22 protein-coding genes are annotated in these 25,492 nt (G+C 68.0%); 7 read left to right on the top strand and 15 right to left on the bottom strand.

Translation table 11 applies throughout. The annotated features are described in order from the left end of the window. Positions 1-2: 2 nt before the first annotated feature. Genes BCEP18194_RS38040 through BCEP18194_RS38025 form a run of 4 tightly spaced genes read right to left on the bottom strand, consistent with a single transcriptional unit; the run spans position 3 to position 4,092 of the window. Positions 3-1,037, bottom strand: a complete 1,035-nt coding sequence (locus tag BCEP18194_RS38040; protein ID WP_011356657.1) for an NAD(P)-dependent alcohol dehydrogenase — start codon at positions 1,035-1,037, stop codon at positions 3-5. Between the two features lie 10 nt (positions 1,038-1,047). Beyond that, complete coding sequence (locus BCEP18194_RS38035; RefSeq protein WP_011356656.1) at positions 1,048-1,887, bottom strand: carbohydrate ABC transporter permease; 840 nt, start codon at positions 1,885-1,887, stop codon at positions 1,048-1,050. Beyond that, positions 1,875-2,843 (bottom strand): carbohydrate ABC transporter permease, encoded by a 969-nt coding sequence (locus tag BCEP18194_RS38030; RefSeq protein ID WP_011356655.1) that lies wholly within the window; start codon positions 2,841-2,843, stop codon positions 1,875-1,877. Before BCEP18194_RS38030 ends, BCEP18194_RS38035 begins: the two co-directional genes overlap by 13 nt. After that, positions 2,827-4,092, bottom strand: coding sequence for an ABC transporter substrate-binding protein (locus BCEP18194_RS38025; RefSeq protein WP_011356654.1), 1,266 nt, complete (start codon positions 4,090-4,092; stop codon positions 2,827-2,829). Before BCEP18194_RS38025 ends, BCEP18194_RS38030 begins: the two co-directional genes overlap by 17 nt. 256 nt (positions 4,093-4,348) lie before the next feature. Between BCEP18194_RS38025 and BCEP18194_RS38020 the strand changes: the two genes are divergently transcribed. From BCEP18194_RS38020 to BCEP18194_RS38005, 4 genes are all read left to right on the top strand, one after another. Then, on the top strand, positions 4,349-5,290 hold the full coding sequence (locus tag BCEP18194_RS38020; RefSeq protein WP_041493702.1) for a LysR family transcriptional regulator: 942 nt from the start codon (positions 4,349-4,351) through the stop codon (positions 5,288-5,290). A 153-nt stretch (positions 5,291-5,443) separates the two neighbouring features. Further along, entirely contained in the window at positions 5,444-7,123 is a 1,680-nt protein-coding gene (locus tag BCEP18194_RS38015; protein WP_011356652.1) for a GMC family oxidoreductase, read from the top strand. Between the two features lie 12 nt (positions 7,124-7,135). Continuing rightward, positions 7,136-8,593, top strand: a complete 1,458-nt coding sequence (locus BCEP18194_RS38010) for an aldehyde dehydrogenase family protein (protein WP_011356651.1) — start codon at positions 7,136-7,138, stop codon at positions 8,591-8,593. Beyond that, positions 8,590-9,582 (top strand): amidohydrolase family protein, encoded by a 993-nt coding sequence (locus tag BCEP18194_RS38005; RefSeq protein ID WP_011356650.1) that lies wholly within the window; start codon positions 8,590-8,592, stop codon positions 9,580-9,582. Before BCEP18194_RS38010 ends, BCEP18194_RS38005 begins: the two co-directional genes overlap by 4 nt. A 103-nt stretch (positions 9,583-9,685) precedes the next feature. On the opposite strand, the gene BCEP18194_RS38000 is transcribed toward BCEP18194_RS38005, so the two are convergent. From BCEP18194_RS38000 to BCEP18194_RS37975, 6 genes are all read right to left on the bottom strand, one after another. After that, positions 9,686-10,654: an amidohydrolase family protein gene (locus tag BCEP18194_RS38000; protein ID WP_011356649.1), complete on the bottom strand. Its 969-nt coding sequence runs from the start codon at positions 10,652-10,654 to the stop codon at positions 9,686-9,688. Between the two features lies 1 nt (position 10,655). Further along, positions 10,656-11,603, bottom strand: a complete 948-nt coding sequence (locus BCEP18194_RS37995) for a hypothetical protein (RefSeq protein ID WP_011356648.1) — start codon at positions 11,601-11,603, stop codon at positions 10,656-10,658. 52 nt (positions 11,604-11,655) lie between these two features. Further along, complete coding sequence (locus BCEP18194_RS37990) at positions 11,656-12,948, bottom strand: MFS transporter (RefSeq protein ID WP_011356647.1); 1,293 nt, start codon at positions 12,946-12,948, stop codon at positions 11,656-11,658. A 141-nt stretch (positions 12,949-13,089) separates the two neighbouring features. Further along, positions 13,090-14,007: a dihydrodipicolinate synthase family protein gene (locus BCEP18194_RS37985; RefSeq protein WP_011356646.1), complete on the bottom strand. Its 918-nt coding sequence runs from the start codon at positions 14,005-14,007 to the stop codon at positions 13,090-13,092. A gap of 8 nt (positions 14,008-14,015) precedes the next feature. Continuing rightward, complete coding sequence (locus BCEP18194_RS37980; protein WP_011356645.1) at positions 14,016-15,188, bottom strand: L-rhamnonate dehydratase; 1,173 nt, start codon at positions 15,186-15,188, stop codon at positions 14,016-14,018. Positions 15,189-15,238: 50 nt separating this feature from the next. Then, positions 15,239-16,294 (bottom strand): 4-hydroxythreonine-4-phosphate dehydrogenase PdxA, encoded by a 1,056-nt coding sequence (locus BCEP18194_RS37975; RefSeq protein ID WP_011356644.1) that lies wholly within the window; start codon positions 16,292-16,294, stop codon positions 15,239-15,241. A gap of 119 nt (positions 16,295-16,413) precedes the next feature. Here BCEP18194_RS37975 and BCEP18194_RS37970 point away from each other — a divergent pair, with 119 nt between their 5' ends. Continuing rightward, entirely contained in the window at positions 16,414-17,361 is a 948-nt protein-coding gene (locus BCEP18194_RS37970) for a LysR family transcriptional regulator (RefSeq protein ID WP_011356643.1), read from the top strand. A gap of 364 nt (positions 17,362-17,725) precedes the next feature. Here the strand turns inward: BCEP18194_RS37970 and BCEP18194_RS37965 are convergent, their stop codons facing one another. After that, on the bottom strand, positions 17,726-19,003 hold the full coding sequence (locus BCEP18194_RS37965; RefSeq protein WP_011356642.1) for an MFS transporter: 1,278 nt from the start codon (positions 19,001-19,003) through the stop codon (positions 17,726-17,728). Between the two features lie 193 nt (positions 19,004-19,196). On the opposite strand from BCEP18194_RS37965, the gene BCEP18194_RS37960 reads away from it, so the two are divergent. Further along, positions 19,197-19,883 (top strand): hypothetical protein, encoded by a 687-nt coding sequence (locus tag BCEP18194_RS37960; protein WP_011356641.1) that lies wholly within the window; start codon positions 19,197-19,199, stop codon positions 19,881-19,883. An 18-nt stretch (positions 19,884-19,901) separates the two neighbouring features. Here the strand turns inward: BCEP18194_RS37960 and BCEP18194_RS37955 are convergent, their stop codons facing one another. The 3 genes from BCEP18194_RS37955 to hchA form a co-directional block, all read right to left on the bottom strand. After that, entirely contained in the window at positions 19,902-20,987 is a 1,086-nt protein-coding gene (locus BCEP18194_RS37955; protein WP_011356640.1) for an ATP-binding protein, read from the bottom strand. A 2-nt stretch (positions 20,988-20,989) separates the two neighbouring features. Continuing rightward, complete coding sequence (locus tag BCEP18194_RS37950; RefSeq protein WP_011356639.1) at positions 20,990-21,727, bottom strand: response regulator; 738 nt, start codon at positions 21,725-21,727, stop codon at positions 20,990-20,992. 256 nt (positions 21,728-21,983) lie between these two features. Continuing rightward, positions 21,984-22,865: a glyoxalase III HchA gene (hchA, locus tag BCEP18194_RS37945; protein WP_011356638.1), complete on the bottom strand. Its 882-nt coding sequence runs from the start codon at positions 22,863-22,865 to the stop codon at positions 21,984-21,986. A gap of 446 nt (positions 22,866-23,311) precedes the next feature. On the opposite strand from hchA, the gene BCEP18194_RS37940 reads away from it, so the two are divergent. Next, on the top strand, positions 23,312-24,988 hold the full coding sequence (locus tag BCEP18194_RS37940) for a fatty acid--CoA ligase (RefSeq protein WP_050781648.1): 1,677 nt from the start codon (positions 23,312-23,314) through the stop codon (positions 24,986-24,988). 51 nt (positions 24,989-25,039) lie between these two features. Here the strand turns inward: BCEP18194_RS37940 and BCEP18194_RS37935 are convergent, their stop codons facing one another. After that, complete coding sequence (locus tag BCEP18194_RS37935; RefSeq protein ID WP_011356636.1) at positions 25,040-25,459, bottom strand: nuclear transport factor 2 family protein; 420 nt, start codon at positions 25,457-25,459, stop codon at positions 25,040-25,042. Positions 25,460-25,492: the final 33 nt, after the last annotated feature.

The following is a 25,492-nucleotide window of genomic DNA, read 5'->3' as shown; positions in this document are numbered from 1 at the left end:
GCTCAATCCATTTCGATCTGAATCTTGACGTCGCGCGGGTGGCCGCTCGCCGCTTCCTCGAATGCGCGCACGCCTTCGGAAAACGGGAACGTGCGCGAGATGAACGGCTTCACGTCGATCGCGCCGGACGCGATCAGCGCGAGCGCGCGCGGAAAGATGTTCGCGTAGCGGAACACCGATTCGATGCGGCCTTCCTTCGCCTGCAGCGCGACCACGTCGAGCGGCACCGGGGCGACCGGCATCCCGATCAGCACCGCGCAGCCGCCCGGGCACATCAGGTCGACGAGGCCCGCATACGCATTCGCGCTGCCGCTGGCCTCGAACACGACGTCCGCGCCCCAGCCGTCCGTTGCTTCGGCCACCACGTCGGCGAGCGGCTGCGTGCGCACGTCGACGGTCGTGACGGCCGGGTTGTCGGCGAACAGCGCGAGCTTGTCGGGTACGACGTCGGCGAGGATCACGCGCGCGGCGCCGCCGGCGAGCGCGGCAAGCGCCGTCATCGCGCCGATCGTGCCGGCGCCGATCACGACCGCGAGGTCGCCCGGCTTCATCGCCGCTTTTTTCGCGGCCTGCAGGCCGATCGACAGCGGCTCGACGATCGCGCCTTCGGCGAACGACACGGTGTCGGGCAACCGGTACGTGAACGCGGCCGGATGCACGACGTACGGCGTCAGGCAGCCGTGTATGGGAGGTGTCGCCCAGAAGCGCACATCGGGATCGAGGTTGTAGAGCCCGCGCAGCGTCGCGGGCGAATCGAAGCGCGGCACGCCGGGCTCCATGCACACGCGGTCGCCGACCCGCAGGTGCGTGACGCCGGCGCCGGTCTCGACGACGGTACCGGACGCCTCGTGGCCGAGCACCATCGGCGCGTCGACGCGGAACGGGCCGATCCCGCCGTGAACGTAGTAATGCACGTCGCTGCCGCACACGCCGACGGTGTGGACCTTGATCCGGACGTCGCCGGGGCCGACTTCTTGCGGCAAGTCGATGTCGCGCAGCGCGAGCTCGCGCGTGCGTTCGAGTACGAGCGCTTTCAACACATCCTCCTTATTTTCCCTTGACCATCGAATTGAGCAGGCGGCTCAGCATGCCGACGAACACGAGCGGCGGCAGCGCGAGCAGCACCGTCGACGCGTTGATCACGCCCCACGGCACTTCCTGGCCGAGCGACGTGAACGCGGATGCGACCACCGGCAGCGTCGCGCTGCGCGACGACGTCAGCGCGAGCGCGATCATCAGTTCGTTCCAGACCAGCACGAAGCTGAACACGATGCCGCCGAGCAGCGTGCTCGCGCACACCGGCAGCGCGATGTGCCAGAACACCGCGTACGGGCCGTAGCCGTCGAGCGCGGCGGCTTCCTCAATCTCGCGCGGCAGCCGGCGGAACACGGGGATCGACAGCCACGTGATGGTCGACAGCGTGACGAGCAGGTACGTGACGATCATCGACAGCTTCGTGTCGTACAGCCCGAGATCGACCCAGATCGCGATCAGCGGTAGCGCGACCGCGACCGGCGGAAGGAAGCGCAGCGACAGCAGGAAGAACTGAATGTCGCGCTTGCCGCGTATCGGGTAACGCGCGATCGCATACGCGGCCGGCACGCCGAGCACCGCGCCGATCAGCACGGCCGCGCCGACGATCGCGATGCTGTTGCCGAGCCCGATCAGCACCTCGGGGCTCGACAGCACCTGCTCGTAGTTCGCGAGCGTCGGCGTGAAGATGAAGCGCGGCGTCGGCGTGACGATGTCGAGCAGGTGCTTGAGCGAATTGAGCACGGCCCAGAACAGCGGGAACGCGGCGACGAGCAGGATCGCGCCGGCGATCACGATGGTCGATGCAGTCGAAACGGTCGCGGCGGCGCCGCGGCGGGCCATCAGTCGTCCCATTTGTTGACCCTCTTCCAGATGAGCGTGAAGACGAGCGTGGTCGCGATCATCATCAGCACGGCCATGCTCGACGCATAGGACACCTTGCCGGCGAGGCCGATACCCTGCTGGTACGCGTACAGGTCGAGCGTTTCGGTCGCGATGCCGGGGCCGCCCTTGGTCATCACGTAGATCAGGTCGAACGAGCGCAGCGATTCGACCATCTTGATGAACACGAGGCTCACGAGCGGCGCCTTCAGCATCGGCAGCGCGATGTACGCATGCACCTGCCACGTCGTCGCGTAGTCGAGCCGCGCGGCTTCGAGCGGCTCGGGCGGCAGCGTCTCCAGCAACTTCAGGATCACGACCGCGAAGAACAGCCCCCATTGCCACACGTCGACGAGCGCGACCGCGTACAGCGCGAGATGCGGATCGGCGAGGAACGCGGTGTTCTCGATCCCGAGCATGCCGAGCAGCCAGCTCAGGATGCCGGTGAGCGGCGCGTACATGAACTTCCAGATAAACGCGGCCGACACGCGCGGCAGCAGCACCGGCAGGATCAGCACCAGCGACGCGAAGCGGCGCCAGCGGCCGTGCACGCGCTCGAACAGGAACACGGCCAGCGCGATCCCGACGAGCACCGCACCGGCCACCGTGACGACTTCCCACAGCACCGACACCTCGATCGCGTTCAGGAAACGCCGGTCGGATGCGAGCCGGATGAAGTTGCGCAGGCCGACGTATTCGCTGTCCGGGTAGCGCAGCACGCGGTTGCGCAGCGCGAGGTTGATCGCGGCGACCGTCGGGACGAGGCTCAGGACCGCGAGCAGCGCGAGCGTCGGCGCGAGGAACACCCACGGCAGGCTCGTGCGGTCGCGGCGCGCGCGGCCGCGCCGGGCGGACGGCGTGGAAGGCGGGGCAGGGGCCGGACGGACGCCGAGCGCGCGTCCGTCGGCACCGTCATTTGCGAGCGCCATGTTCGAGCGCGTCCTTCGCGTACTGGGCCGCGTCGTCGAGCGTGCCGCGGATATCCGTCTGCGTGCCGGTGAACACCTGCTCGAGCGCGATGCCGAGGTTGTCGCCGATGTCGGGCCATTGCGGCGTGCGCCAGATCGTCACCTGCGTGACCGGGTTGGTGTCGTTTAGCCCGGCCTGGATCTGCGGCGCGACGTGCTGCTTGAAGTACGGGCTCGCGATCGTGCTCGTGCGGTTGTAGTCGCTGAACACGCCGTTGCGCAGCCGCGCCTGCTCCTGGTCCTTGCTGGTCGCCCACGCGATGAAGCGGCCGGCAGCCATTCGCGTGCAGTCGTCCTTCGCGCCGACTGCCGAGATCGCGAAGCCGTGGCCGTACGCGGCCGACGGCAGCGGCGCGGGCGGGCGCGTGTAGCCGACCTTGCCGGCCACGCTCGACTTGCTCGCATCCTCCATCCAGTCCGCGAACGGCGTCGATTCGATCATGAACGCGACCTTGCCCGAGCGGAATGCTTCGAGCGCGTTGCTCCAGTCGTAGGTCGCGGCGCCCGGCGGCGCGTACTTGAACAGGTCGCTGTAGAGCTGCGTGGCCTTCACGGCGGCCGGCGAGTTGAACGCGGGCTGGCCGCCCTTGTCGGTCCACGCGCCGCCCATGCCGAGCATGAACGGCGACCAGCGCCACACGTTCATCCCCGAGCCGCGCTGGCCGCGCGCGACCCAGCCGTACAGCTTCGGCGGCGCGTTGAGCTTCTTGATCGCGGCGACGAGCTGGTCGAGCGTCTTCGGCACCGGGATGTGCGCGGCGTCGAGCAGGTCGCGGCGGTAGAACAGGAAGTCGCCGCCGCCGATCAGCGGTGCGAAGTAAGCGACGCCGTTGTAGCTCGCGACCGCGCGGCGGCCGGGCAGGAAGTCGTCGTAGTCGTATTCCTTCGGGTAGTACTTGAGGAGCGGCACGATCCAGTTGGCCGACGCGAATTCGGCGACGTTCGCCTCGTCGACGTAGTAGATCTGGTAAGAGCCTGCGCCGGTCGACGCGTCGAGCCGCGATTTCGCGCGGCGGTCGTTTTCACCGAAGTAGCTGATCTCGACCTTGGTGCCGCTCTTCTTCTCGTAGTCGGCCAGCGATTTCTCCATCACCGTCAGGCCGAGACTCTTCTGCGCGAGCACCCGAAGGGTCGGCACCTTGCAGACCTGCGCGGCCGCGACGCCCGGCAGACAGGCGCCGAGCAGCACGCCGGCTGCGACGATTCGCATCTTGTTCACCCGTGTCTCCTTGATTCTGCTTGTTCGAATGCCGTCGATGACGGCAGGAACAATGGTGTGACGGGGGCGATGCGATCACCACATCAAAAGAATTCGCTGACCGATACTTTTTGCTCAGGTCGGGTCGTGCGATGCACAAAATGTGGTGGTGGGGCGAGCGGCGGGCCGGCGGCGGCGCGACCGAGCAGGTTCGGCCCGCGCGTGGCACCATCGCCGGCATTGCGCCTGCGCCCAGTCGAAACGGATGATGAACAAATTTACCGACATGAGTACGTTCGTGGCCGTGGTCGAGGCAGGGAGCTTCTCCGAAGCCGCCCGCCGCCTCGGCACCACCAAGTCGATCGTCAGTACCCGTATCCAGAAGCTCGAACGACGCCTCGCCTGCGCGCTGCTCAAGCGTGGCCGATCGCTGCAACTGACCGACCCGGGGCAGCGGTTCTTCGAGCAGGCGCGGCAGCTTCTGCAGGAACTCGAGCGCATCGAGGGCGAAGTGAACGAAGCCGGCTCGAGCCTGAGCGGCAACCTGAAGCTGTCCGTGCCGGTCACCTTCGTCGCGCGCTATCTCGCGCCGCTGCTCTCGCGTTTCGCGGACATGTATCCGGCGCTGTGCCTCGACGTCGAAGCGGACGACCGGCTGTCGAATCTCCAGGACGGACATTTCGATGCGGCGATCCGGCTCGGCCCGCTCGCCGATTCCAGCCTGGTCGCCCGCCCCGTCACCGTCAACCGGCACCTGATCTGTGCGAGCCCGGGCTATCTCGAGCGGCGCGGCATGCCGGTGCATCCCGACGACCTGCCGCAACACGACGGCTTGCTCTATCTGAATCGCGAACCGCATGGGATGTGGAGCCTGCCGCTCGAATACGAAAAGCAGTCGTTTCGCGTCAGGGTGCGGATGCGGACCGATTCGGGTTTCCAGCTGCTTGCCGGGGCGATCGCCGGGCTGGGGCTCGCGATCCTGCCGACCTTCCTGGCGTCCGAAGCGCTGGTGTCCGGCGAGCTCGTGTCGGTACTGCCGGAATATGCGCCGTCCGGTGGGCAGGTCAATGTCGTCTATCGCAAGACGGTTCGCACGTCGCCCAAGATCCAGGCGCTGGTCCGGTTCCTGGAGGAGGAGATCGGCCATCCGGCCCGCTGGGACATGCCGCTGATCGAACGCGGCCTGCTTCCGCATCCTTCGCCTGCCTGAACAGGCCGTCGCGTCGCCGGCGGGGGCGGCGCGCATGACGGGCAGACGCGAGCGTTCGGAAAAAGCGAACCGCGGGTTCGGCTTCCGCTAGCTATCCGGTCGCGGAGCCCGACCGTACTGTGGCACACGCATTCAATGGAGAAAGCGTCTGCCATGAAGAACACCACGCTGCATCATCCCGCGCGCCGCGTCATGCTCGCGCAAACCCTCGCCCATTCGGCGACGCTCGCTGTCGGTTCCCTGCTCGGCGCCGACGCGATCGCGGCCAGTTCGTCGAGTTCGTCGAACGCGTCCAGTTCGGGCGCCGCGGACACATCGCCCCGAACCCCGACCGGAAGCGGCCCGCGAACCGTCGATGTGCTGGTCGTCGGCGGCGGTTCCGCCGGTGCCGTGATGGCGGCCCGCCTGAGCGAGAAGGCCAGCCGCCACGTCCTGTTGCTCGAGGCCGGGCACAACTATGCCGCGTGGGACTACCCGCACGTGATCGCGAGCAGCGATATCGTCGGCGGCGATGCGCGGCATGAATGGGGCTATCGCACGCAGGCCGGCTACATCGATCACCCGATCAACGCACTGCGCGGCAAGGTGCTGGGCGGCAGTTCGGCGATCAACGGGGCCGTTGCCATTCGCGCGCGGCCGCAGGATCTGAAAAACTGGAATCTCCCAGGCTGGTCGTACGAGGAGATGCTGCCGTCGTTCCGGCGGCTCGAGCATCGCGACAACGACAGCGTGTCGCACGGCCAGGCGGGGCCGCTGCCGGTGCGTCAACTGACGCGCGAGGACATCACGCCGATGCAGCGCGCGTTCGTCGATGCGACGATCGCGAACGGTTATCGCGCGATCGAGGATTTCGACGGCGCGGACGCCAACGGCGTCGGCCCGTATCCGATGAATATCGTCAACGGCGTGCGCGTCAACACGGGCATGGCCTACCTGACCAATGAGGTCCGGGCGCGGTCGAACCTGACGATTCGCGGCGGCGCGCTGGTCGATCGCGTGCTGTTTGCGCAAGGGCGGGCCATCGGCGTGCGGCTCGACAACGGTGAGGAAATTCACGCGAACGAGGTGGTCCTCAGCGCGGGCGCGTACGGTAGCGCGGCCATTCTGCTGCGTTCGGGCATCGGGCCGGGTGCCGACCTGCGTGCGCTGTCGATTCCCGAGGTGGCCGCGTTGCCGGTGGGCCAGCGCCTGAAAGATCACCCGTTCTACTACAACGCGTATGCGGCACGCCCCGACCGGATCGGCGATCAGTCGCCGTCGATCGGTGCGTTCCTGTGGACGAACAGTTCGACGGCGCAGCACGGCGATCTCGACCTGCACATCACCGCGACGCATCTGTTCCCGCACGACCAGAGCCCGACCAAGGTCGGCTTCGTGCTCGCGGTCGCGCTCACGCGGCCGTTGTCGGTCGGCTCTCTGAAACTCGCGAGCCGGCAGGCAGGAGACGCGCCCGTGATCGACCTGAATTTCCTCGGCGAAGCGCAGGATCGCGCGCGGCTGCTCGAAGGCATCAAGCTGGCGCGCCGCATCGGCCGCACCGCGCCGCTGTCCGGTCTCATTCATTCGGAACTGAATCCGGGGCCGGGCGCGGAATCGGACGAACGGATCCTGGCGTCGGCGCGCTCGACGCTCGACACGTACCACCATCCGACTTCGACCGCGCCGATGGGCGTGATCAACGATCCGCATGCCGTCGTCGATCTCGAAGGGCGGGTGCATGGCGTGAGCGGCCTGCGTGTCGTCGACGCGTCGATCTTTCCGGATGCGATTTCGGTCGCGACCAACATCACCACCATTGCGACGGCCGAGCATATCGCCCGCCGCTACAGCTGACCGGGGAACGTCATGAATGTTGCTGCTCCCGTATTGAACTGGATCGATGGCGAGTGGGTGGATTCGCCCGCGCATCGCGATTCCGTCGACCCCGCGACCGGCTCGGTGATCGGCCGTTATGCCGACGGCGGCGAGCCCGAAGCGCGTGCGGCGATCGACGCGGCCCTGCGTGCGTTTCGCGACACGCCGTGGAAGCACGATGCCGCGCTGCGCGCCCGCGTGCTGGACGAACTGGCCGCCGCGTTCGAGCGGCATGCCGACGCGCTGATCGAACTGCTGGCGCTCGAGAACGGCAAGATCAAGCCCGAAGCGCATTTCGAAGTGTCGATGGTGCCGTCGAAGCTGCGCTACTACGCGGCGCTGGCGCGGGCCGAAACGGGCCGCAGCGGAACGCCGCGGCCGGACGTCGTGTCGCTCGTGCTGCGCGAGCCGATGGGCGTTGCCGGCATCATCGTGCCGTGGAATTCCCCCGTGGTGCTGATGGTGCGCTCGCTCGCGCCGGCGCTGGCGGCGGGGACGACGACGGTCATCAAGATGCCGGGCCAGACCGCGCAGACCAATGCGTTCGTGTCGCGGATCCTGTCCGAAGCGCCGTCGCTGCCGCGCGGCGTCATCAATCTGTTCAGCGAATCGGGCGCGGACGGATCGAAGACCCTGATCGCTTCTCCCGACGTGCCCGTCATCAGCTTCACGGGCTCGACCGCGACCGGGCGCGCGATTTCCGCCGTCGGTGCGCAGCGGCTCAAGCGCTTCGGCCTCGAACTCGGCGGAAAGACGCCGCACCTGGTGTTCGACGACACCGATCTCGATGCGGCCTTGCCCGTCATCGAAAAATCGCTGACGGTGTTTGCCGGGCAGTTCTGCATGACCGGCTCGCGCCTGCTGGTACAACGCGGCATCGCCGACGTGGTGCGCACGCGTCTCGCGCAACGCCTGGCTACGGTGCGGGTCGGCCCGGCCGCCGATCCGCTCAGCGACATGGGGCCGCTCATCGACAAGCCCAACGTGGAACGTGTCGATCGCGCGGTCGAAGAGGCGATCGCGGCGGGCGCGAAAGTGGTCGTGCGCGGCGGCCCGGTGACCGATGGCGAACTGGCGCGCGGCGCGTTCTATCGCCCGACGCTGCTCGAAGTCGACAGCCCACGGCTCGATATCGTCCAGAAGGAAACCTTCGGGCCCGTGATGACGATGCAGGTGTTCGATACCGAGGCGGAAGCCGTCGCGCTGGCCAACGACAGCGAATATGGCCTCGCCGCAGCGGTCTGGACGCGCGACGTGCAGCGTTCGATGCGGGTTGCGCGGTCGCTTCAGGCCGGCACGATCTGGATCAACGACTGGGCGAAGGTCTACGACGAATTCGAGGAAGGCGGGTATCGGCAATCGGGCCTCGGCCGTCTCAACGGCGCGGCCGCGATCGACGACTTCATCGAATACAAGCACATCACGCTGACGACCGGAGACGCGCTGTGAAAGCCAAGATCGTACTGGAAGAACACCTGTCCACTGCCCTCAACAACAGCATGTGGGACGCGTCCGGCGAAGCCGCGCGCAACGGGAAAGCCTATATGGACGACGTCGAGGCGCGGCTGCTCGACGCGGACCGGCGGATCGAGGAGATGGACCGGTGCGGGATCGACGTCGCGGTGCTGTCGCTGACGTCGCCCGGCGCGCAATCGATTCTCGACCGCGCGGCGGCCGTCGATTTCGCGAAGCGGACCAACGACGAGATCGTCGAGCGCTACACCTCCGTGCATCCCGGGCGTCTGCAAGCGTTCGCGACGGTTGCGCTGCAGTCGCCGAAGGACGCGGCGGACGAACTCGAACGGGCCGTCGTGGAGCTCGGCATGCGGGGCGCGCTGGTGAACGGCTATACGAACATCGGCGACGCCGACACCGCGCAGTATCTCGACGAGGCGCCGGTCTGGGAGTTCTGGGAGCGTGCGGCCAAGCTCGATGTGCCGGTCTATCTTCATCCGCGCGAAGCGTTGCCGAGCCAGCAGCGGATCTATGAAGGCTATTCGTCGCTCGTCGGCTCGGCATGGGGGTTCGCGCATGAGACGGCCACGCATGCGATCCGCCTGATGCTGAGCGGCCTGTTCGATCGCTATCCGAACCTGACGGTCATCCTGGGGCACCTCGGCGAAGGGTTGCCGCTGATGCTGCCGCGCCTTGAGCATCGGCTTCGCATGCAGCGGGACGGCGCCGGGCTGGGGCAGGCGAAGCGCCCGGTCGGCGAGTATTTCAGCAACAACTTCTACGTCACGACGAGCGGCCACTTTCACACGAAGGGGCTGCTCGACACGATCAGTGAAGTCGGCGTCGACCGCGTGTTGTTTTCTGCCGATTACCCGTACGAGAGCATGCAGACTGCCAGCGAATGGTTCGATCACGCATTGCTGAGCGAAAACGACCGGATCAAGATCGGCCGCACGAATGCGGCGCGTTTGTTCGGGTTCTGATCCGGGCGGGAGCAGCAAGCGGGATACGTTCCGCTGCTGTGACTGACGGCACGCGGCGCGCTGATGGGCGTCGCGTGCCGTTTCGGGTTGGGGTGCGTGAGCGTCAGTTTGCGTGCCCGGTAGCGGCTGCGGCAGCCGCGCCGACGTCGATCCGGTACACCCGCAGCGCGTTGTCATGCCAGATCGCGCGGCGTTGGGCGTCTTCAAGGTGCGTCATCGCACGAGCGAACGTGCGCAGCAGTGCCGGATACGACACACGCAGCCCAGCCACCGGAAAGTTGCTGGCGAACAGGCAGCGCTGCGCGCCGAAGATCGCGATCGTGTCGCGGATGATCCGTGCGTTGTCCGCCTCGTTCCACACCGTGTCGCGCAAGCCGAGTTCGGAGATCTTCACGGTGACACGCGGCGACGCGGCAAGCGCCACCATGCCGCGCCGCCATCGCGCGAGCCCTGCATTCGAGCGATCCCACGGCAGCCCCGCATGTTCGAGCACGACGTCGACATCCGGTGTATCGGCCAGCAGCGCAGCCGCTTCCTCGAGATGCCAGAACGGCACACGCAGATCCCAGCTCAGGCCGTGCGCGGCGAGGCGTTCCAGCGCGGCCGGCCAGCGCGGATCGCGCAGCGTGCCCGGCCCGTCGACCGACGCATCCGGCGAAGCCGCGGTGCGCGGCTTGAAACGCACGCCGCGCACACGCGGCCATGCTGCCTGCTCGGCGAGCCGTTCATCCGCATCGCCCGCGAGCAGGTCGACCCACGCGACGACCGCCGACGGCAACCCGTGCGACGCCGCGACTTCATGCAGCCAGCGCGTTTCCGCGAGTGCCTCGTCGCGCGCCCGCTCGGCCTCGACGTGCACGCTGGCGACGAGCGGTGCGTGTTGTGCCGCGTGCCGGAACTCGTCGACCCCGAAATCGCGGCACAGCGCCGTGTAGTCGCCGAACATGAAGCGCGCCGGATCGTAGTGCTCCTGCAGCCACGGATAGTGCGCGCCTGCATCGAGCCGCCACAGGTGGTGATGCGCATCGACGAGCGCATCCGGCATGCCGTCGAGCGGCGATGCGTCGCGCATGTCAGCGGGCTCCGGCGAGCACGTACGACGCGTCGGGCTCGCGCAGCGTCGCCAGTGCGCCGACGAACCGCCACGAATCGAGATCGAGCTCGCGCACGTAGTCGTCCTGGAACGACACGTACGCGACGCGTCGCGACGGGTGGAACGACAGCGCGGTCGGGTTCGCGGGCAGCGCGATGCGCTCGATTTCCTCGAGCTGCCGTGCATCGAACACGGAGATCGACCGCTCGCCCGAATTGGTCAGCAGCAGCAGGTCGCGGCCGTCCGGCGCGCTCGCGCGGTAGATGCGGTTCGGGTCGCTGCGCGTCTTCACGCGGCGGCCGCAGGTCATCGTGTCGGTGTCGATCTCGACCAGCGTATCGTCGCCGCGATTCGCGACGAACAGCATGCGCTCGTCGCTCGACAGCGCATTGCCTTCGGGGCGCGGGCCGGGCATCACCGCGCGCGGGGCGACCGTCGCGTCGCGCGGATGGAATTGCGTGACCGTATTCGACAGCAGGTGCACGCCGTACGCCCGGCTCGCATCGCGCGTGAGCGTGACGAGGTGCGTCTTCACGCCGCCGGACGGCACGGCCATGTTCGGCACGGGCTGCTTGGTCGGCTCGTCGAACACGAGCAGCATGTCGTGCGCCTCGCTCATCGCGTACAGCCGGCCGTCGCGGTCGCTCGCCATCCCGTGCGGCCGGTAGTACGGCCACAGGTCGAGCATGCGCGTGTGCGTGCGTTCGACGAGATCGATCTCGGCGATCCGGTGATCGCCTTCATGGCCGCGCGACCACGCGGTCTCGATCCCGAAGATGCCGACGTACGCAAAACGCTCGTTCACGTCGACGGTGAACTCGTGCGGGAAGTTCGGCAGCACGACGTGCTTGAGCGCGGTTTTCGTGTCGAGGTCGTAGAAGCTGAAGGTGTGGGCGCATTTCTGCACCAGCAACAGGATGTCGTTCATGGTGGTGTCTCCGTCAATTCGTCAGCAAGCCTGCGTATTCATGTATCCGGTGTCAGTCCTCGCAGCGTTTCGGCAGCGTCAGCGCGAGCAGGCCGGCCACCGCGAGCGTGATCGCGAGGCTGTACACGCCGGCCGCGGCGCTCACGTGCTGGGTCAGCACGCCGACCGCATACGGGCCGCAGAAGCCGCCGAGATTGCCGAGCGCGTTGATCAGGCCGCGCGCGCTGCCGGCCGTCTCGACGCTGCAGAGCTTCGGCGGAATCGCCCAGAACACGCCGGCGGCCGCCTGCAGGAAGAAGCCGCAACCGATCAGGAACGCGAACGACACGGCCATCGACGCATGCGTGAGCACCGACAGCGCCAGGCACGCGGCGAAGCCGACGAGCGGCAGCAGCACGAACAGGCGGCGCTTGCCGGTTCGGTCAGACAAATACGACGTGGCGAACATCCCGATCACCATCGCGACATACGGGAGCATCGCGAGCAGGCCGATCTTGCCCATCCCGGTGTGCGTGAGGTTTTTCAGTAGAGTAGGCAACCACATCGTATAGCCGTAGATGCCGACCTGATAGCAGAAGTTGATGGCGATCAGCAGCCAGATCGTCGGGTTGCGCAGCAGCTCGCCGAACGATGCGGCAGCCGGTGTGCCGGCCGCGCGCTTGCGTTCCTGTTCTTCGCGCAGCGCGTCGAGGATGTAGGCCTTCTCGCGCGGCGACACCCAGCGCGCGGTCTCCGGGCCGTCGTCGGCGAACATCAGCCACACGACGAGGCACAGCAGCGACAGCGCGCCCGCGCTGAAGAACAGGTGATGCCAGTCGTACGCGGCGAGGATGAAGCCGGACAGCGGCGCGGTGATCATGCCGGCGAGCGGCACGAACATGATGACCATCGCATTCGCGCGGCCGCGTTCGCGATCGGGAAACCAGTGGCTGACCATCGTCAGCACGACGGGCAGCATCCCGCCCTCGGCCACGCCGAGCAGGAAGCGCAGTGTCAGCAGTTGCCAGGTATGTGTGACGAGCCCGGTCAGCACCGACAGCACGGCCCAGCTCACGAGCGACCACGCGATGAAGGTCTTGCCGCTGCCGAGCGCCGCGCGCCGGCCGCCGGGAATCTGCAGGAACAGGTAGCCGAAGAAGAAGATGCCGCCGGCGAGGCCGGCCATCGTCGCGTCCATGCCGAGATCGGCGTTCATCCCGCCGGGCATCGCGAACGCGATGTTCACGCGGTCCATGTAGGAAATGATGCAGGCGAGCAGCAGCGGCGGAATCACGCGCAGCCAGCGGCGGCGCGGAATGGCTTCGCCGGCTTCGTATGCCGGGGTGGCCGGGTTCAACAGGGTCATGGTGTCTCCAGTCTGGGTGGTGGGCGGCGGCGGTCTTCTGATGGGCCGCTGTCACGCCGTGACGCGCCGGTGTCGTACCGGCCGCCGATGCGCAACGCCCTGCGGCGTTGCACGGTTGAACCGATGTCTGGCGCCTGGCGCCTAGCGTCCCCAGCGCAGCACGATCGGATCGAGCCGCCGCGCCGCGTCGAGCAAACCGGCGCGCACCTGTGGATGCAGCTCGGGCCAGGGCGATCGGGGCTGGTCGCACGCGATCACGCCGCCTTCCCGCATCAGCGCCTTCGCGGTCAGGAAGCCCGACTGGCGGTTCTCGTAGTTGATCAGCGGCAGCCAGCGCGCGTACTGCTCGACCGCTTCGTCGCGGCGACCGGCGAAATACGCGTCGGTGATCCGGCGAATCCCGTCCGGATAGCCGCCGCCCGTCATCGCGCCGGTCGCGCCGGCATCGAGATCGGCGAGCAGCGTGATGCCTTCCTCGCCGTCCCACGGCCCCTCGATCGCGTTGCCGCCGAGCGCGATCAGCTCGCGCAGCTTCGACGCGGCGCCGGCCGTCTCGATCTTGAAGTACGACACCGCGTCGATCTCGCGGGCGAGCGATGCGAGGAACGGCGCGGACAGCGCGACGCCGCTCGCGGGTGCGTCCTGGATCATCAGCGGAATGTCGAGGCCGTCGGCGGCTTCGCGGAAGAACGCGCGCACCTGCGCTTCAGGCACGCGGAACGTCGCGCCGTGGTACGGCGGCATCACCATCACCATCGCCGCGCCGAGCGCCTGCGCGTGCCGGTTGCGTTCCGCGCAGATCCGCGCGCTGAAGTGCGACGTCGTGACGATCACCGGCACGCGGCCCGCGACGTGCTCGAGCGTGGTGCGCGTGATCAGTTCGCGTTCGTCGTCGCCGAGCGCGAACTGCTCCGAATAATTCGCGTGGATGCAGATGCCTTGCGAACCGGCATCGATCATGAAGTCGAGGCAGCGGCGCTGGCCGTCGAGGTCGAGCGCGCCGGTCGCATCGAAGATCGTCGGCGCGACCGGAAAGACGCCCTGGTAGCGTGCGTTCATAAGGGGCCTCACTCGACGATGTCGAACTGGTCGAGGAACTCGGTCTTCAGCGTGAGACCGAGGCCCGGCACGTCGTCGCGCAGTTGCACGAAGCCGTTCTCGGCCACCGGCTCGCCGTCGAAGATGTAATAGAACAGCTCGTTGCCGACCTCGACGTCGAACATCGGGAAGTACTCGCTCATCGGCGACGCGAGCGTGCTCATCGTCAGGTGATAGTTGTGCATCTGGCCCGCATGCGGAATCACCGGCACGCTGTACGCCTCGCACAGCGCGTTGATCTTGTGCGCCATCGTGATCCCGCCGACGCGGTTCGTGTCGTACTGGACGACCGACACGGCCTTGCGGTCGAGCAGCTGCTTGAAGCCGTACAGCGAGAACTCGTGCTCGCCGCCGGAGATCGGGATGCGTGTCAGCTGGTTCAGCTCCGCGTAGCCGTCGATGTCGTCGGCGATCACCGGTTCTTCCAGCCAGCGCGGCTGGTATTTCTCGAGCTTCGGCAGGATGCGCTTCGCGTACTCGAGGTTCCAGCCCATGTAGCACTCGAGCATCAGGTCGTTGTCGTAGCCGATCACCTCGCGGATCGCCGCGACCGACTTCAGGTTCTCGGTCACGCCTTGCTGTCCGTGCGCGGGCCCGTAGCCGAAGCGCATCTTGAACGCGCGGAAGCCTTCCTTCAGGTAGCGCTGCGCCTCGTCCTGCATCTCCCGCAGGTCGGTGCGGTAGAGCTTCGAGTAATAGCAGGGGATCTTTTCCTTGGTGCGCCCGCCGAGCAGCTTGAACACGGGCTTGCCGACGCTCTTGCCGAGGATGTCCCAGATCGCGATGTCGACCGCCGAGATCGCCGCCATGCCGATGCCCTTGCGGCCCCACGCGTGGGTCGCGCGATACATCCGCTGGTTCAGGTATTCGTAGTCCCACGGGTCCTGGCCGATCACGAGCGGCGCGAGGTACTGGTCGATGATCACCTTCGCGACATGCGGCGCGAGCGCGACGTTGCCGAGGCCGACGATGCCGTCGTCGGTCTCGACTTCGACGACCGTCCACGAATGGAAGCGGAACGTGCTCATCGTTTCCTGCGGCGCGTACAGCAGGTCCATCGCGTTCGAGCAGAAGTTGCCCTGCGGCGGGACGGTCTTGCCTTTCCACTGGAATACGCGGGCGCGGACGGAACGGATTTTCATGAGGGTGTCTCCGGGAATCGATGTTGTCGTGTGTGAGGGGTGCGCGAACGTCACGCCGAAACGGGGGTGGTGCGGCGCGCGGCGCCCATCCGGCAGGCGATCTGCAGCGCCTGCCAGGTCGCGCCGACGTCGGCCGTGCCGCGGCCCGCGATGTCGTACGCGGTGCCGTGCGCGGGCGTCGTGATCGGCACGGGCAGCCCGCCCTGCACGGTCACGCCGCGCGAGAAGCCGAGCAGCTTGATCGCGATCTGCCCCTGGTCGTGGTACATCGTGACGATCGCCTGGTAGTCGCCGGCCTGCGCCTTCAGGAAGATCGTGTCGGCGGGGAACGGGCCGTGGAACGGCGCGTCGGTCGGCCAGTCGCGCGACTGCAGCTGGCGCACGGCCGGCTCGATGATGTCGACTTCCTCGCGGCCGCAGCTGCCGCCGTCGCCGCCGTGCGGGTTGAACGCGGCGATCGCCACCTTCGGCGCCGCGACGCCGTTCGCGAGCAGCGACCGGTAGATCAGTTCGGACGCCTGTTCGATCCGCTCGATGCTCAGGTAGCCCGGTGCATCCTTCAGCGGAATGTGCGATGAGATGCGTGCGGTCCACAGCTCGCCGAGCGTGTTGAATTCGCAGAAATAGCCGGTCACGCCGAGTGCTTCGGCGAAGTGGTGCAGCTCGTCCTCGTGCTTCAGGCCGCCGAGCTTCATCGCGTATTTGTTGAGTGGCGCGAAGCAGATGGCGTCGATGTCGCCGGCAAGCGCCGCGTCGAGGCACAGGTCGAGGACGGTCAGCGTCGAGCGGCCGCCGGCCGCGCCGGGCTGGCCGACCGTGACGTCGGCCGGATCGATCGTGTCGATGGCGACGAACGCGGCACGCGCGGTCGACGGCCGGTTGCGCACGGCGGCGAGCGAGGCGACGGGCTCGACGTCGACCGTCACGCCGGCAACGCGCTGGCCGGCTTCCCACAGCCAGCGATCGCCGATCAGCACGAGATTCGCGTGGGTGGTGGCGTCGGGGCGGGCGAGCAGTTTTGCGATCAGCTCGGCGCCGATGCCGGCGGGGTCGCCGAGCGTCAGCGCGACGACGGGCAGGGCGGCGGTGGACGAGGGGGTGTTCATGCTGTGTCTCCGGTGGCGGCGCGTGGCCGTTCGTTCGTCTATGGGGTTCATGCTAGGTAGACGGAATGAGTCGGTAAATTGAAAACTCTTGATGAATCGATAACCTGGAGTAATCAAAGATGGGCTCGATCGACCGACGAGACTCGACGCCGCAGTTGCTGAACCGTCTGCGCATGCGGCAGATCGCGCTGCTGCTGGCCGTGGACGAATGCTCGACGCTGCGCGCCGCGGCTGACCAGATGGGCCTCACGCAGCCGGCCGCGACGAAGATGCTGGCCGAGCTGGAGAGTGCGCTCGGCCAGCGGTTGTTCGATCGCGTCGGGCGCGGGCTCGTGCTGAACCCGGCCGGCGAACGCGTGCTCGGCTATTTCCGCGGCATTCGCGGCAGCGTGGAGGCGCTGAACCGCGAGCTCGGCGAGCTGCAGCTCGGCAGCGCGGGGCGGCTCGCGATCGGCAGCATCATGGCGGCGTCGCCGGGGCGGCTCACCGAGGCGCTGGTGCAGTTGAAGGCGCGTTATCCGCTGCTGGCGATCGACATCGCCGTGGATACGAGCGACAGGCTGATGCCGCAGCTTCTTGAAGGCGTGCTCGAAGTGGTGATCGGGCGCCACGTCGGGACCGATTGCGACTTCCGCGTGGTTGACGACGAGGCGCTCGCGATCATCGCGGGCCGCGACCATCCGCTCGCAGGCGCGGGCCCCGTGGCGTTCGACGCGCTGCTCGATTACGCGTGGATCCTGCAGCCGGCGGGCAGCCCCGCGCGCGAGGTCGTCGAGCGTGAGTTCCGCGCGCGGCACCAGCCGATGCCGCGCGGGCTGGTCGAAACGGGGTCGATCCTGACCACGATGAACCTCGTCGACCGTTCGCCGATGCTCGGCGTGATTCCGCTGACGGTGGCGCAGCGCAATGCGGAGCACGGGCTCGTCGCGATCATCGATTACACGCTCGAACAGAAGCTGCCGTCGTACGGCAGCCTCGTGCGGCGCGACCGGCCGCTGAGCATTCCAGCGCAGCAGTTTCTCGCGCTGTTTCACCGGGAAGGGGGCGGGGATGATGGCGGCGCTTGATGGGGCGGTTTGCCAACCGAGGCGGCCGAGCCAGCCGCGCCGGCCGAGGTGGCCGAATCAGCCGCGCTGGCCGAATCAGCCGAGCAAGCCGAATCAGCCAAGCCGGCCGAACCAGCCGCGCCGACCGAGCCAACCGAGCCAACCGAGCCAACCGAGCCAACCGAGCCAACCGAGCCAACCGAGCCAACCGAGCCAACCGAGCCAACCGAGCCAACCGAGCCAACCGAGCCAACCGAGCCAGCCAAGCCAGCCAAGCCAGCCGACCCAGCCGAATCAGCCAAGCCACCACCATCACGAGCCGCAGTGAATCGTGAAGCCGCCGCCGACAAGACCGTTAACGCAGCCGAACCCGAAGCAAACGGCGTCAGCGCGCAGACGGCGCCGCAGGCGCATCAGCGAGCGCCGGCATCGATTCCGCCAGCGTGCGTTCCGGGCGAATCCGCAGCGCGGCGACGATGCCGATCAGCAGCATCGCGACCGAGCCGATGAACGGCACGGTCCAGCTCCCCGTGCGATCGACGAGATAGCCGAACAGGATCGGCGACAGGATCCCCGAGATCGCGGAGCCCGCGTTCATCATCCCGCTCGCGATGCCGGCGTGGGCCGGCGCGATGTCGCTCGGCACGGCCCAGATCGGCCCGATCGTCAGTTCGAGGCACAGGAACGACCCCGACAGGCACAGCGCGACGCCGGCCGTCGAGTGCACGACCGCGAGCGGCAGCAGGCACACGAGCGCGCCGACGAAGCTCGCGACGATCACGCTCTGGCGCGACAGCGCGAGGTTGCCGGTCTTCCGGTAGATCCGGTCGCACATCCAGCCGCCGAGCGTGTCGCCGACCACGCCCGCGAAGAACACGCCGGACGCGAACAGCGCGGTCGACTTCAGGTTCAGGCCCTGGCCGTTCAGGAAGAACGTCGGCAGCCACGTGAAGAACAGCCACGCCGTCCAGCCGTAGCAGAAGTAGACGAAGATGGTCGGCGCCATCCGGCGGAACAGCGGCCCCCACGGCGTCGGGCCGGTGGGCGGCGCGGCGCGGGCCGCGCGCGGGCGATCGTGGCCGGCTTCGTCGCCGAGCGGATATTCGCGGAAGCCGACGATCCACCATGCGAGCCACACCAGCGTGACCGCGCCGATCACGAAGAACGCCGCGCGCCACGACAGCCAGGTCATCAGCGCGGCGACGATCGGCGGCGTGACTGCGTTGCCGAGCCGCGAGAACGAATGCGTGAAGCCCTGCACGACGCCGCGCCGCTCGCGCGGGAACCAGTGGGTGATCGCGCGGGCCTGGGCGGGCAGCGTCGCGCCTTCGCCGATGCCGAGCAGCAGGCGCGCGGCGAACAGCAGCCCGAGGCTGTGCACGAACCCGGTGGTGAAGGTCGATACGACCCAGATCAGCCCGCAGCCGATCAGCGTGATGCGGGCGCCGAACCGGTCGGCGATCCAGCCGCCGCCGATCTGGCAGATTGCATACGAATACGCGAACGCGGAGAATGCGACGCCAAGTTCGGTATTCGACAGGCCGAGTTCGGCCTTGATCGCGCCGGCCGCGGTCGCGAGGTTGACGCGGTCGACGTAGAGGATGAACGAAAGCGCGCACAGCAGCCACAGGGTGTGGCGCCGTTGACGGTGGTCGTTAGGCATGTGTCTCACTCCATTCTCGTGCGCGGCGTGGCAATGACGCCGCGTTCACTGGCCGGGCCAGCATCGCGCGGCGGCGGAGACACTGTCTAATGAATCTTTGGGATCAATCGATAACCCCAGGTATTCATTCCCGTTTCAGCCGCATCATTGGCATCAGCCGTACCCGACGCAATGGAACGCCACAGGTGAAGAATTGACCGACGAAGAAGAACTTTCACTCCGCCGCGAGAGCCGCTTCTGGGAGCTGCCGCCGGTGAAATGGTGGATCCGCGGGCATGGCCGCGACGGCTATTCGTTCCGTCTGCTGCTGTGGCCGCCGGTGATCGTGTTCGTGCTCGAATTCGTCTGCGTGCTGTTCGACGCGCTGTACACCGCCATCGGCATCAGTGCCGTCGCGACGCTGTTCCTCGGCTTTGCCGGGTACCACGGCGCGCAGCGCGAATGGCTGGTGCCCGCCGCGACCACGCGTGCGCTCGTGAAGGCACGCATGAAGAAGGCGGCCGAACGGTTCTCGTCGCTCGGCGTGGGCGCGACGGTGCTCGCGATCTTCGTCGCGGCGACGTCGCTGTCGCTCGTGATGTCGGGTCAGCCGGTGCTGGATACCGCCGCGAAGGACACGGTGTCGATCTTCATCGCGCTGGTGTTCCTGCCGGTGTACGTGTCCGGCGCGGTGCGCAAGCTGGCGATCGCGCGGATCGAGGAACTGGAGGCGCTGCGCAACGCGACCCTCGGCACCCGCCTGAAATTCGACCGGGCCGGTGCGGTGCGCGCGGTCGTCGTGCAGGGCGCGGCGGGGAAAGGGACGGTGTCCGTGCGGGAGTACACGGTGCTCGGGTTCAACCCGCCGCTCGAACAGGTCGGGCGCGAACCGCGAGAGTGACGGTGTAAAGGTGGGGGCTCAGGCCGGAAAGCGCTCGTTTTCCGGCGCCGGCACGAGGTTATCGGGCCACTGCACTTCGAACCGCGTGCCGCCCGTGCCGGTCGGCACGCAAACGGCTTCGCCGTGATGCGCATGCGCGATCGCCGCGACGACGGCGAGCCCGAGGCCGCTGCCGCCCGGCTGCGACTCGTCGACGCGCCGGAATGCCTTGAACACGTGCGGCGCGAAATCGGCCGGGATGCCGGGGCCATCGTCCTCGACGCGCAGCCGGCACATGCCTGCTTCGATGCGCGTCTGGATCCGGATCGTGCCGGGCACCGCATGGCGGCGCGCGTTTTCCAGCAGCGCGAGCAGTGCCTGACGAATGCGCACCGGGTCGCAGCGCATCTGCCGCGTGTCGAGATCGAGCACCGGATGCTGGCCGGCGGCCTGCAGCGCGTGGGCGAACACGTCGACCACGGCGCGCACGTCGGCGGCGAGATCGGCGTCGCGGATCTCGATGCTCAAATGGCCGCCATCCGCGAGGCTGACCACGCGCAGATCCTCGATCAGCCGCGTCAGCCCTTCGACCTGCGCGAGCAGGCTGCGGAACTGCGCTTCGTCGGGCTTGAACACGCCTTCGGCGAGCCCCTGCAGGCGCCCGCGCAGCACCGTGACGGGCGTGCGCAGCTCGTGCGCGATCGCGGCGTTCCAGATCGCCTGCTCGTTGGTCACGCGCTGCAGCTCGTCGGCGAGCGCGTTGAAGTTGTCGGCGAGCAGCGCGGCTTCGTGCAGCGAGCGGTCGCCCGTGACGGCGCGCGCGTCGAGATCGCCGCGCGCGACGCGGCGAATGCTGTCGGTGACCGAATTGAGCGGCACGAGGATGCGGCGCGCGAGATTGACGGCGACCGCGACCGACAGCACGAGGCCGACCGACGTGGTGGCGATCAGCCACAGCCATTCCGGCGCGGTCGGCAGGAAGTTCTTCGTGCTGAAATGCGCGGGCCAGTAGTTGAACGCGACGTAGTAGAAGATGGTGGCGGTAAGCACCATCAGCATCGTCACGCCGAACACCATCCCGGCCATCGTCAGCGCGATCTGCCGGCTCAGGCCATCGAGCTTCACGTTCAACTCCAGAGCTTGTAGCCGACGCCGCGCACGCTGACCGGTACGCCCTGCATGCCGAGATCGTCCAGCTTCTTGCGCAGCTTGCTGACGTGGCTGTCCACCGTGCGCTCCAGCGCGTCGCCTTCCGGCAGGCAGGTGGCCATCAGCTCGGCGCGGCTGAACACGCGCCGCGGCGCGCGCGCGAGCTGCGCGAGCAGCTTGAACTCGGTGAGCGTCAGCACGAGCGTGTGCCGCTCGCTGCCCACTTCGAGCGTGGCTTCGTGGTGTTCGAGATCGATCTCGAACGGCGCGACCCGCAGCACGCGCTGCTCTTCCTGGCGCGAGCCGGCCATCGAACGGCGCAGCACGGCTTGTGCGCGCGCGACGACTTCGGCGGGATTGAACGGCTTCACCACGTAGTCGTCGGCGCCGATGCGCAGGCCGGTGAGCTTGTCGATGTCCTGGTCGAGCGCGGTCAGCATGATCACGGGCGTGTCGCCGCGATGACGGATTTCGGCGAGCACCTTCCAGCCGTCGACGTGCGGCATCTGCACGTCGAGCAGCACGAGGTCGGGCTTGAGCTGAAGGTGCAGTTCCAGTGCGCGGCGGCCGTCGGCCGCGTGCACGGTGCGCAGGCCGCCGCGCGCGAGATAGGCGGTCAGGATCTCGGCGATCTCGGGTTCGTCCTCGGCGATGAGGACAAGCGCCTGGGCATCCTGGCCGGCGCTGGAAGGGGTCGGGAGATCAGGCTGGGCCATTCGTGTGAGTCCATCGGGGTTTCCATCGAGTCGCCATACTACCGCATGGGAAACGCCGTCGAGCAGAGGTGGGGCGGCGGTGCGGGGCGGCGCGCGCCGATGCGTGCACGAACGGCATGACGACGATGGCCCCGCTCGACGCGGCCGGCCCGCACCCGCGGCCGGCCGGCACCGCGGGCGGGACGCCGGTCGGCCGCGTGAAGGGGCGCGAAGCCTATCGCGCCCACGGTGCCGGCCGGGCGCGGGGCGGCCTGCGTCAGTGGCCGACTTCCTTCAGCAGCGCGGCGGCCGCGAGCTTGCCGATGCCGTTCGACGCGAGCGGGCTGTCGCCCGTGATCAGCTTGCGGTCCTGATGGCAGCGGCCGGTCATGTCCTTGTTGAGCACCTTCGCACCGAGCTTTTCCAGGCTTTGTGCGACGAGCCACGGCAGCGGGCCCGGCATGTAGCCGATCTCGAGATTCGGGCCGGTGTCGAGCGCATCCGGGAACACGCACATCTCGTAGCCCTTGAACGGGTAGTTCTGCGGATCTTCATCCACGGCAGCCGACAACAGGCTCGCGGGCCCGTGGCACAGCGTGATGATGTGCCGGTCGTAATCGAGCGCCCAGTGCAGCGCGCGCTTCACGTCCTTGCTGTACGGAATGCCGGCGAGGACGCCGTGGCCGCCCGGAATGAACACGGCGATGTACGGCGATTCGGGGCCGAGGTCGGCGTCGAGCACGTCGGACAGCTTCAGCGGCGTCTTGAGCTTCGGCAGGTACTTCCGGTACGTGCCCTGCACCGCCTCGTCGTCGCCCGGCATCGCCCAGAGTTCGAGTTTCGCGGGGTTGCCCGACAGCGTCGCGATATCGATCTCGAAGCCGGCCTGGTCCATGTGATGCATCGGCAGCAGCATTTCGACCGGATGATTGCCGGTCGAGAACATCTTGCCGTTCGTCATCAGGACGTAGCGCTCGTCGGTCGCGATCATCAGCACCTTCCACTTGCCGCCCGTGTACGGATTCGGGTAATCCGCGCCGGTGAAATCGGTCTTCGACGACGTGTACTGCGACAGCGAATACGGCGACGGAAAGTACGCGTTGTTTTCGGCCGGATCGGGCGACGGCGTTCTGTCCATCTGCGGCTGTTCGGAAGTCATGGCTGCTCCTTTCTCGGGGGGGCGGATTGAGGATTCGGCATGGAAAACGGCCAAAACGCGTGCATTGCGCATGCACGGTTTCGAATCGGCGGCGTGGGCCTCCGTTCATGCCCGGGGCGAGGGGACGCGGGTTCCGAAGAACCGGTTGTGCGCCGTCATGAATCGTACCGCGGCACCCGTCGTGCCACGCCCCCCCGATCAGGTGGGTCGTGGCACGGCGCCGCGCACCGCGCGCCCCTCGTCGTGGATACGCCCGGCACGTGACGCGCGGATGTCCGCCGGGCCGGCGCGCCAGCGCCGACTCCCCCTGACAGGGGGGGGCGCCGGCGCCGGCGCGTCGGGTATCGTGGCCGCACTCGCGAAGACCGGACCCGGCGAATGCCCGGGCCGTGCCGCCCGCGGGCGCGCAGCTTTGCCCGGCCGGCATCGTGCCTGACCGGTCGCTTATGGAGCCCTTCATGAATCCGTCACAGCCGCATTTGCACGATGCGCCGGCCCCGTCCGCGCATGCGTATCCGCTGCTGATCAAGCAGCTGCTTCACACGCCGCTCGCGACGCGGCCCGAGCAGGAGATCGTGTACGGCGACCAGGTCCGGCACGATTACTGGACCTTCCGGCATCGCATCGGGCAACTCGCGAGCGGGCTGACGTCGCTCGGCGTCGGCGCGGGCGATACGGTCGCCGTGATGGACTGGGATAGCCACCGCTACCTGGAGTGTTATTACGCGATCCCGATGATGGGCGCGGTGCTGATGACCGCGAACGTCAGGCTGTCGCCCGACCAGCTCCTCCATACGCTGAACCATTGCGGCGCGCGGGTCGTGCTGGTGCATCGCGATTTCCTGCCGTTGCTGGACGGCATCCGCGACCGGCTCGTCGCCGCGCAGCGCTTCGTGCTGATCGCGGACGGCGCCGAGACCGGGCTACCCGACGGGTTCGCCGACGAATACGAACGGCTCGTCGCGGCCAGTTCGCCCGATTTCGTGTTCGGCGATTTCGACGAGAACACCCGTGCGACGACGTTCTATACGACCGGCACGACCGGGCTGCCGAAAGGCGTCGCGTTCAGCCACCGCCAGCTCGTGCTGCACACGCTGGCGGGGATGGCCGCGCTGTCGGGCGCGCGCGATCGCGGGCGCCTGCATCGCGACGATGTCTACATGCCGATCACGCCGATGTTCCACGTGCACGCGTGGGGGCTGCCTTATATCGCGACCGCGCTCGGGCTCAAGCAGGTGTACCCGGGGCGCTACTCGCCCGACGGGCTGGTTGCGCTGATCGCGCGCGAGTCGGTGACGTTCTCGCACTGCGTGCCGACGCTGCTCGGCATGATCCTCGACTGTCCCGCATCGGCATCGGTCGATCTCTCGTCGTGGAAGGTGCTCGTCGGCGGCTCGCCGTTGCCGGAAGGGCTTGCGCGGGCGGCGCTCGCGCGCGGCATCGACGTGTACACCGGCTACGGGATGTCGGAAACGTGCCCGCTGATGACGATCGCCCAGGTCGATGCATCGCCGATGGCGAACGGCACGGCCGACGACGACCTCGCGCGCCGGACGAAGGCGGGGCTGCCGCTGCCGCTCGTCGACCTGCGCATCGTCGACGCGCAGTTTCGCGACGTGCCGCATGACGGCCGCGCGGCCGGCGAGGTGGTCGTGCGCATGCCTTGGGCGACGGCCGGCTATCTCGGCGACGCGCCGGCAACGGCGTCGTTGTGGGCCGGCGGCTATCTCCATACGAACGACATCGGCGTGATCGATCCGGACGGCCGGCTGCAGATCACCGACCGGATCAAGGACGTGATCAAGACGGGCGGCGAATGGGTGTCGTCGCTGGCGCTCGAGGACATCCTGTCGCGCCATCCCGCCGTACGCGAATCGGCCGTCATCGGCGTGAAGGACGCACGCTGGGGCGAGCGGCCGCTCGCGCTCGTCGTGCTGGCCGACGATCACGTCGGGCGCGTCGGGCCTGCCGAGTTGCAGGCGCACGTGAAGCAGGTAGCCGATCGCGGGCTGATCTCGCGGTACGCGGTGCCGGAACGGCTGCTGATCGTCGACGCGATCGAGAAGACGAGCGTCGGGAAGATCAACAAGCGGGCGCTGCGGGAACGCTACCAGCCCGCGTGACGGCGCTGCCGGCCGGGCACCGGCCGGGCGCCGGCCGCCCGCCGCGCCCGCTCAGCCGAGCGTCGTCTTGCCGAGATCCTCGAAGAGCCGGACGTTGTCCCAGTAGGCGGCCAGCCGCGCGATGCGGCCGTCGGCATCGAACTCGAACACGAACGCGTGCCGCAGCGTGAACGACCGGCCGCGGTTCCGGATGCCGATAAAGTCCCGCGCCTGCGTGCCGCGGATCGTGACCTCGGCGGTGGCATGGCGGCCGGCATCATCCGCATGAATGGCGTCGATCCCGTTCGACAGGTCGGGGAATGCGTCCAGCAGCGTGCCCCAGATCATCCTGCCGTGCGTGGCCGCCGGAGCGGCCGCGCCGGCCGGCACGTAGTCGAGGGCGGCAGCGGGGGAAAAGAGCGCAAGCATCCCTTCGATGTCACGCTGGCGATACCGGTCGAAAAAGGCGGCGACGACGTCGCGACGGTTCATGCGGACTCCTGGCGGAACAGCGGGGCAACGGTC

It is taken from the genome of Burkholderia lata, assembly GCF_000012945.1.
GTDB classification, from domain to species: domain Bacteria; phylum Pseudomonadota; class Gammaproteobacteria; order Burkholderiales; family Burkholderiaceae; genus Burkholderia; species Burkholderia lata.
The sequence above is the reverse complement of the archived record's forward strand: the minus strand, read 5'-3'. Positions and strand labels throughout refer to the sequence as shown.